At 71.3% G+C, this 8,664-nt stretch carries 7 protein-coding genes; 3 read left to right on the top strand and 4 right to left on the bottom strand.

The features are described 5' to 3' along the window. On the bottom strand, nucleotides 1-1,310 hold a 1,310-nt coding region (locus ACFCZF_RS38675; protein WP_376675652.1), incomplete at its 3' end, for an ALF repeat-containing protein. Nucleotides 1,311-1,937: 627 nt separating this feature from the next. Between ACFCZF_RS38675 and ACFCZF_RS38680 the strand changes: the two genes are divergently transcribed. Then, nucleotides 1,938-2,384 carry a hypothetical protein gene (locus ACFCZF_RS38680; protein ID WP_376675653.1) on the top strand — a complete coding sequence of 149 codons (447 nt, stop codon included), beginning with the start codon at nucleotides 1,938-1,940 and terminating at the stop codon, nucleotides 2,382-2,384. Nucleotides 2,385-2,433: 49 nt separating this feature from the next. Further along, nucleotides 2,434-4,647 carry a trypsin-like serine protease gene (locus tag ACFCZF_RS38685; protein WP_376675654.1) on the top strand — a complete coding sequence of 738 codons (2,214 nt, stop codon included), beginning with the start codon at nucleotides 2,434-2,436 and terminating at the stop codon, nucleotides 4,645-4,647. A gap of 18 nt (nucleotides 4,648-4,665) precedes the next feature. Here the strand turns inward: ACFCZF_RS38685 and ACFCZF_RS38690 are convergent, their stop codons facing one another. Further along, nucleotides 4,666-5,343: a hypothetical protein gene (locus ACFCZF_RS38690; protein WP_376675655.1), complete on the bottom strand. Its 678-nt coding sequence runs from the start codon at nucleotides 5,341-5,343 to the stop codon at nucleotides 4,666-4,668. A gap of 154 nt (nucleotides 5,344-5,497) precedes the next feature. On the opposite strand from ACFCZF_RS38690, the gene gcl reads away from it, so the two are divergent. Further along, the gene (gcl, locus tag ACFCZF_RS38695) at nucleotides 5,498-7,282 is read left to right on the top strand and encodes a glyoxylate carboligase (protein WP_376675656.1); all 1,785 of its coding nucleotides are present in this window, start codon (nucleotides 5,498-5,500) and stop codon (nucleotides 7,280-7,282) included. Between the two features lie 278 nt (nucleotides 7,283-7,560). Here the strand turns inward: gcl and ACFCZF_RS38700 are convergent, their stop codons facing one another. Together ACFCZF_RS38700 and ACFCZF_RS38705 are read right to left on the bottom strand one after the other, a co-directional pair. After that, nucleotides 7,561-8,199, bottom strand: a complete 639-nt coding sequence (locus ACFCZF_RS38700; protein ID WP_376675657.1) for a TIGR04222 domain-containing membrane protein — start codon at nucleotides 8,197-8,199, stop codon at nucleotides 7,561-7,563. 67 nt (nucleotides 8,200-8,266) lie between these two features. Further along, a complete protein-coding gene (locus ACFCZF_RS38705) occupies nucleotides 8,267-8,512 on the bottom strand; it encodes a hypothetical protein (protein ID WP_376675658.1) in 246 nt (81 codons plus the stop codon). Nucleotides 8,513-8,664 lie beyond the last annotated feature (152 nt).

An 8,664-nucleotide genomic window follows, 5' to 3' on the forward strand; every position in this document is an offset into this window, starting at 1 on the left:
GCCTGGGACTGGGCGGCCCCGGCGCTGGCGGCGGCGCTGGCGGCCGCGTTGGCGGCGGCGGCCGCGTTCCGGGCGGCGCTCGCGGCGGAGGAGCCGGCGGCGGAGGCGCTCTGGGACGCGATGGCGGCCTTGTCGGCAGCGGCGGCGGCGGACTTCGCACGCGCCGCGGCGTCCCGGGCGCCCTGGGCGGCCTGCCGGGCGGCCGACGCCTTGGACGCGTCCTTGGAGGCGGCGATGGCGGCGTGGTACGCCCGTGAGGCGGCGCTGCCGGCGGACGCGGCGGCGGCAGCGGCGGCCTGTGCGGCCCGCGCGGCGCGGCTGGAGGCGGACTGGGCGGCACGGGAGGCGGAGATCGCCGTGCCGGCGGCGTCGGCGGCACCGCGTGCGGCGGCGGCCGCCTTGTTGGCGGCGGCGGCCGACCTGCGGACGTCGTTCTGGGCGGCCCGAGCCTCCTCGGCGGCCTTGAGCGCGGCTTCCTTGGCCTTCGCGGCGGCCTCCTTCGCCTGGTCGGAGGCGGTGATGGCCTGCTCTGTCTTCAACTGGGCGCGCTTGCCCTCGCGTTCCACGATCTCGACCAGTTGCTGGATCGTGGCGGCCTCTTCGTCGCGGGCACGGGCGATGTACTGACCGGAGGCGAGGAAGTGGCTGATCGCCTCGGGCGTGCCCTCGGACAGGGCGCGCTCCGCGTACAGCTTCACCTGCGGGGAGGCGGTCGAGAGAATCGAGAAGACCTCGACCTGCTCGTCCTCCTCGCGCGCCGTGTACTGGGTTGCCTCCAGGAAGGTCCGCAGCGCCTCCGGCGTGCCCGCGCCGAGGGCCTTGTTGGCCTCACGCTTCACGGCGGTGCCGCTGTTGTTGAGGATGGTGAAGACCGCTGCCCGCATGTCCGTCTCGAGGGGCTGGGCGTAACCGCTCTCGAGGAACGCCGCGACCGCGTCGTCACCCGCGGACAACGCCGCCTCGGCCGACTCGCGGGTGGACGCGCCCGCTTTGGCAAGCGTGGAGAGCACGGTGAAACGGTTGTCCTCGGCGTTCACCGCGGGCAGTTCGCCGGTGAGAAAGGCCGATACGGCCGCCGAGGAGCCGACGAGGGCGCGGGTGGCGGCCTCACGTGTCGACCGGCCGCCTGTCTTGTACGCCCATACGGCCTTGCCCCGGTCGGTTTCCGGGAGGCCGGTGCCCGTGGGATCCGTCCCCTCGGCGTGGGCGGGTGTGGCGGTCAGGGTGAGGACCGAGGGCAGGACAGGGACGGCGGCTGCCCCGGCGATACTCGTGAGTATCCGGCGTCTGCTCCACAGTGACGCTGACAAAGTGTGCATCCTTCCCGTTCGAGACACGACGGTGCGGACAGGGATGCGGCGCCACAACGCTCCTTGTTCCGGGAGGAGTTGGGGCGCCGTATCGGATCCCGCTATACACGTCGGCACATTACCCGGCCAACGTCGGTTCGCCATCCCTTTTCGGGAAGGTTAATTCCGGGATAAGGGTCGGAAGTGCAGCGCCAATGGATTGACAGGAAGCGGAACGTTATCCTCTATTTACATTTCCTTCACTGAACATACACATTTATCCACACAACCTTTCATGGTGGTGATGTAGGCCACAGGGTGCATCTCGTGTATGACCTATTTGTAATGTTTCAGTCCGATGGACAAACGTGTGAACAGCGGCTTTACATGCCTGAGGCTGCGGGATGAGATTCGCGTTGTGCTCCTCGAAGCGACTCGAATGAGGGGTTCCCTCTTATTTTCTCCGCCAATTGCGGACCTCTGTGACGCAGCCTTCACGCCCGTTCTGATTCTGTTCCGGACCTTCGGTCCGAACCGACCAATAGGACTGCAATGAAGGCACATGGCACGACTGGGTCAAGAACCAAGCGCCTCGTTGGGCGCACTCTGGGTGTCGCCGCCGCGGCGGGTGCCCTGGCGTGGCTTGCGATGACGGGTGGCCAGGCGGGACCGCCCGCCGGGAAGGACGTCCTCACCGGCCAGGCCGTCGCCGACGAGGCTCCGGGGTACGCGGTCGAGGACTTCGCCTATCCGCAGGCGGACAAGATCCTCGAAGAGCAGGGTGTCGTCCTCAAGCGCGGTGACGGCCGCATCACCCTTGCCACCTGCGCCGCCGGGACCGGTCAGCTGGAGGTCTACTCCCGCTCCAACGCCAAGATCTGCTTCCGTGTCACCGGTGACACGGGCTGGCTGACGCTGGAGGTCGCCTCCGTCTACGGCGTCCAGACCAACGGGTACGACACCGAACTCGACATGACCGTCGACAGCGAGCAGACCTCCGTCGACGTCCCCGCGAACTCCTGGCAGGCAGTGGGCGAGACCGCCGACCCGGAAGGCCGCCCCCACGTGCTCGTGGAGATCAGGACCACCAAGTAGCGCGCAACCGTCTCCCCTTGCCAAGACCTGCCACCGAGGAACTGAATTGATGCGACACACCAGACCCGTGCGCCTCGCCGCACTGGCGGTAGCCCTGACTGCCGGACCGGTCGTCATGACCGCCGTTCCCGCCGCAGCCGTGACGGGCCCCGCCTCCGCCTCCTCCGACACCACACACGCCTACACGGCACAGATCGTCGTCGGTGACCACGACCGTGGCTGCTCCGGCGTCCTGGTGGACGCCGAGTGGCTGCTCACCGCGGCCAGCTGCTTCGCCGACAACCCCGCCGAGAGCCTCGCGGTGCCCGCGGGCAAGCCGGGGCGGACGACCACCGCGACCATCGGCCGCTCCGACCTCTCCGGCACCGCGGGCGCGGTGCGCGAGATCGTCGAGCTGGTGCCCCGCACCGACCGCGACGTGGTCCTGGCCCGGCTGAACCGCCCGGTCGCGGGAGTCGCTCCCATCGCCCTGGCCACCACCGCGCCCGCGGCGGGCGAGGAGCTGAAGCTCGCCGGGTACGGCCGTACCAAGACCGAGTGGGCGCCGCTGAACCTGCACACCGGGGTGTTCTCGGTGGACTCGGCCGCCGTCACCACGGCGACGGTCACCGGCAAGGACGGCGTGTCCGCGTGCATGGGCGACACCGGCGGCCCCCTGGTCCGGGTGGCGAACGGTGCCCAGCAGTTGGTCGGCCTCAGCAGCCGCTCGTACCAGGGCGGCTGCTTCGGCATCGACGCCACCGAGACGCGTACCGGCGGCATCGTCGCCCGCGTCGACGACCTGGGCTCCTGGGTGGAGTCCAAGGTGGGTGCGACCCGCATCACCGACTTCAACTGCGACGGCGCCGAGGACATCGCCGTCGCCGACCCCAAGGCGACCGTGGGCGGCGATGCCGACGCGGGTCTGGTCCGGGTCGTGTACGGCGGCGGCAAGGGCACCGCCGAGATCAGCCAGGACCTCGACTGGGTCAGGGGCGGCTCCGAGGCCGGCGACTGGTTCGCCGAGACCATGGCCACCGTCGACTACGACGAGGACGGCTGCACCGACCTGGTCGTCGGCACCCCCGCCGAGGACCTCGGCGGCGCCGCCCAGGCCGGCATGGTCGACATCCTGCACGGCGCCCCCGGTGGTATTGGCACGGGCCCGACCAAGGACACCCACTTCGAGCAGGGCATCGAGTCCGGCTCCATGGCCTCGTACGCGAGCGAGGCCGGCGACCGCATGGGCCACGCCCTCGCCGCCGGCACCACCGCCGCCGGCGAGCCCTTCCTGGTGATCGGCGTGCCCGGCGAGGCCCTCGGCAGCACCACCAAGGCCGGCATGGCCTTCTACGTGCACGGCACCACCAACGCCTCCATCCACCAGGACCGCACCGGCGTACCGGGCGCCGTGGAAGCGAACGACGGCTTCGGCGGAACCATCGCGGCCGACGCCAACCACATCGCCATCGGCGCCCCGGGCGAAGCCATCGGCTCCGACGCGAACGCCGGCAACCTGGCCGTCTTCAGCCACGAGCTGGACGCCGAGAAGCGGCCCACCCCGCTGTTCGGCCTCGACCAGGACCTGGACACCGTCTCCGGCGGTGCCGAGGCCGGTGACCGGTTCGGCGCCTCCCTCGCCCTGGCCCCCTACCGCCCGTCCGGCGCGGCGACCGCCAACGAGTCGATTCTCGCGGTCGGTTCGCCGGGCGAGGCCCTGAACGTGGGCGGTGTCAGCAAGGCGGAGACGGGCAGCGTCCTCACCTTCCGTGTCACCGCCTCCGGCACCTACACCCAGCTCGACGGATACTCCTCCGGTACCGGAGACGACGACGTCTCCGGTACCTCGGAGGCCGGCGACCACTTCGGCGCGACCCTGACCGCCGTGAACACCGCGCCGCGCGCGGTGAGCACCGCGGCCACGATGAAGATGGCCGTCGGCATCCCGGACGAGGCCATCGGGTCGGAGACCAGCTCCGGAGCCGTCCACATCTTCTCGCTGCTCGGCGCACCCGGCACCAACGACAAGTGGGTCGAGTCCGGCGACGGCGACGGCATCCCAGGTGCCCCGAAGGCCAAGCAGTACCTCGGCAAGAGCATTCACTTCACCGGCACCCACCTGTACGTCGGCATGCCCTACGGCCCGAGCGCCCATGGCGCCCTCCACGCCCTGCCGATGTCCAACGTGACTCTGGGCCAGCCCACCGCACAGGTCACTACCTACCAGCCCGGTCAGGGAGGCCTCCCGGCGAGCGGAGCCCGCTTCGGCTACACGGCGCGGTAGTCACCACAGCAGTAGATCTCAACCGGCCGTGGCGTCCAGCGCCACGGCCGGCGCGTTGACCGGGCGTGGCACATCCGCGGGGTCGAGGGCGAAGAGCGGGACGCCCAGCAGGTCGGCGCGGGCGCGGGCCTCCTCGGCGTACCCGGCGAGGGAGAAGTAGACGCAGTCCGCGGACTCCGCCATGGCGGTCAGCCACAGGCACTCCACGTCCCGCGCCGAGGCCGGTCCCACCGTCGGATCCACCTGGACGACGATGCCGGGCGCGGCCAGCCCGATGCCGGACACGGGCCGCTGCTCGGCGCGGCGGACGTCCCGGTGACCCAGCCCGCGCAGATACAGGACGGCGGCGGTGACCGCGTCGCGGGCGGTGCGGATCGGGACGGACCGGTGGGCCGGGACCCGCGACCCGGGGGTGCGCCCGGACCGGCCCCTCGCCGCGGGATCCACCGGCACGCACAGCACCGTCCCGCACGAGCAGCCCAGCTCCGGCCGCGGCCACCGGCTCTCGTCACCGCAGGCCGCGCAGCGCACGCCGATCCACTCCTCGTCCCACGTCCGGTGGGTGACCGCGGTCGGGGACCCGCGCGGATCGAGCGCCGGGGCGACGGGTGCCCCGCACACACAGGGATACGACGGTGCCGTGTAGCGGTGCCGGCGCCCGCAGGCGGTGCAGCCCACCGAGATGGTCTCGGACATGGCCCCATCGTCCTCTCTTGACTGCCCTCGGCTGCCCACTTACATTACTTCCAGATCGTAGAAAACAAATTTCGCTATACGGAAGTTGCTACGGAAGAGCTCACCGCGGGGCGCGACGGGCGTGCGAATCCGAAAGCCGGAGCAGGAGTACTCGATGGCTCGTATGACCGCTGCCCGAGCGGCAGTTGAGATCCTCAAGCGCGAAGGCGTCACCGACGCGTTCGGTGTGCCGGGCGCGGCGATCAACCCCTTCTACGCGGCACTCAAGGCCTCCGGCGGCGTCCAGCACACCCTCGCCCGCCACGTCGAGGGTGCCTCGCACATGGCCGAGGGCTACACCCGGACCCACCCGGGCAACATCGGCGTCTGTATCGGTACCTCGGGGCCGGCCGGCACCGACATGATCACCGGCCTCTACTCGGCGATCGGCGACTCGATCCCGATCCTGTGCATCACCGGCCAGGCGCCGACCGCGGTGATCCACAAGGAGGACTTCCAGGCCGTCGACATCGCCTCCATCGCCAAGCCGGTCACCAAGATGGCCGTCACCGTCCTGGAGGCGGCGCAGGTCCCCGGCGTGTTCCAGCAGGCGTTCCACCTGATGCGCTCCGCCCGGCCGGGTCCGGTCCTGATCGACCTGCCGATCGACGTCCAGATGACGGAGATCGAGTTCGACCCGGACACCTACGAGCCGCTCCCGGTCTACAAGCCGGCCGCGAGCCGCGCCCAGATCGAGAAGGCGATCGGCCTGCTCAACGCCTCCGAGCGCCCGCTGATCGTGGCCGGCGGCGGTGTCATCAACGCCGACGCCGCCGACCTGCTGGTCGAGTTCGCCGAGCTGACCGGCACCCCGGTCGTGCCGACCCTGATGGGCTGGGGCCTGCTGCCCGACGACCACGAGCTGAACGCCGGCATGGTCGGCCTCCAGACCTCGCACCGCTACGGCAACGCGACGTTCCTGGAGTCCGACTTCGTCCTCGGCATCGGCAACCGCTGGGCCAACCGCCACACCGGCAAGCTCGACGTCTACACCGCCGGCCGCAAGTTCGTCCACGTCGACGTCGAGCCGACCCAGATCGGCAAGATCTTCGCCCCGGACTACGGCATCGCCTCCGACGCGAAGGCGGCCCTGGAGCTGTTCGTCGAGGTGGCCAAGGAGCTGAAGGCGGCCGGCAAGCTGCCCGACCGCTCCGCGTGGGCCGCCTCCGCGCAGGAGAAGAAGGCGACCCTCCAGCGCCGTACGCACTTCGACGACATCCCGATCAAGCCGCAGCGCGTCTACGAGGAGATGAACAAGGCCTTCGGCCCGGAGACCCGGTACGTCTCCACCATCGGCCTCTCCCAGATCGCCGGCGCCCAGATGCTGCACGTCTACCGTCCGCGGCACTGGATCAACTGCGGCCAGGCCGGCCCCCTCGGCTGGACCGTCCCGGCGGCCCTCGGCGTGGCCAAGGCCGACCCGGAGGCGCAGGTCGTGGCGCTCTCCGGCGACTACGACTTCCAGTTCATGATCGAGGAACTGGCCGTCGGCGCGCAGCACAAGATCCCGTACGTCCACGTCCTGGTCAACAACTCCTACCTGGGCCTGATTCGCCAGGCGCAGCGGGCGTTCGAGATCGACTTCCAGGTCAACCTGGAGTTCGAGAACATCAACTCGCCCGAGCTGGGCGTCTACGGCGTCGACCACGTCAAGGTCGCCGAGGGCCTGGGCTGCAAGGCGATCCGGGTGACCGACCCGGGCGAGCTGGGCGCGGCCCTGGAGCAGGCCAAGAAGCTCGCCGCCGAGCACCGGGTGCCGGTCGTGGTCGAGGCGATCCTGGAGCGCATCACCAACATCTCCATGTCGGGCACCAACGACATCGGCAACGTCCTGGAGTTCGAGGAACTGGCGACCGAGCCGGGGCACGCCCCGACCGCGATCCGGACCCTGAAGGCCTGACCCGCACGCAGCACACCGAGAGCGGCCCGTTCCTGACGAACGGGCCGCTCTTTCACGTGCCGACCGGGGACGGGGCCGGGCTGGCCGCCGGAGGCGTGCCGGTCATGAGGAGGCGTGCCGGACGCCCGGAGACGTGCCCGCCGCCGGAGGCGTGCCGGCGCCGGGGCCCCGGCGGGCCGCAGTCTCACCTCCCGGCAGTGGTCGCACCGTCGCGTCGGCGGGGCGTCGGGCGGCGAGGGTGTCGTGTCCGGACGAGTGCCCGCCGGGCCGGGTCCCGCTCAGTCACCGCCGCCACCTCCGCCCCCGCCGCAGTAGTACGCCATGCCGCCTCCCGGGCCGCTTCCGCGTTCGGGTGGGGAGTGCTTGAGCAGGCCCTTGTCGGCCACCTGCACCCGTTCGGTGAGCCCGGCCCGCAGAGCGAAGCGGGGCAGCAGGACGCGTAGGGCGGCCACGTCGTGCAGGGCGACGGCGAGCAGCCTGTCGTCGGCCGTCAGGCCGCGTCGGCTCGTGGGCAGCGGGTGCGCTTCCTGGAGGGCCCGTACACGGCGGCGGGCGGCACGGGTCGGGCCGAGCAGCGGGTAGCGCAGCAGCCCGGCCTCCGCCAGGGGGATGCGCATCAGCGCCACCGCCAGGCGGACGTCCGGGTGCCGGGTCAGCCTCCTTGGCGCGAGGGGCTCGTCGAGGGAGTCCCGCACCGCCTCCGCCAGCGCCGGGAGGGGCACCGCGGCCGCACCCGGCCCCGACGACAGGGCCCGTACGGTGCCCGGCGGGCCGCAGTCGAGGGCGCCCCGCAGATACAGGTCCACCACGGCGACCGTCACGGCGGCACGGGGGCCGCCGCGCAGCAGCGCGACCTCGTGCGGTGCGAGCCGGACCGTCCTGTCGTCGTGCCTGCCGTCGTCCCTGTCGTCGCTCATGAGACCACCCCCGAGAGCACCCCGTGTGCCCGGGGTTGTGCCCGCTGCCGGGAGCGCCTACGCGCGTTCAGCCCTCGTGGTGCCCATGGTGCTCGTGCAGTCCCGGCCAGTCGTCCGGGCCGCCGCCCTGCCACTCGACCAGCTCGCTCTCCGCCACGTCGGTCACGTACAGGTCGGCCAGCCGCAGCAGTTCGGCGACGTCGTCGACGTGCGAGGCGACGCCCAGTGTCTCCTCGCCGGAGGTGACCCGGCGGGAGCCGTCCAGGGCGGGGGCGTGGACCACGATGTGCGGGTGCTCGGGTGGGTGTGCCATGACTTCAGGCTGCTGCGCGGGCCGGGAATCCGCACCCCGGCGAACGCCGAGAAGCGGGGGGGGGGCGAACATACAAGTCTCACCATTCTCACCCGGGGTGAGGGGTTTACATGGGGTGGTATGTCCAAGGCGGGAAGGGGGGGGCGGGGGCC

The organism is Streptomyces sp. NPDC056296, from assembly GCF_042268605.1.
Taxonomy (GTDB): domain Bacteria; phylum Actinomycetota; class Actinomycetes; order Streptomycetales; family Streptomycetaceae; genus Streptomyces.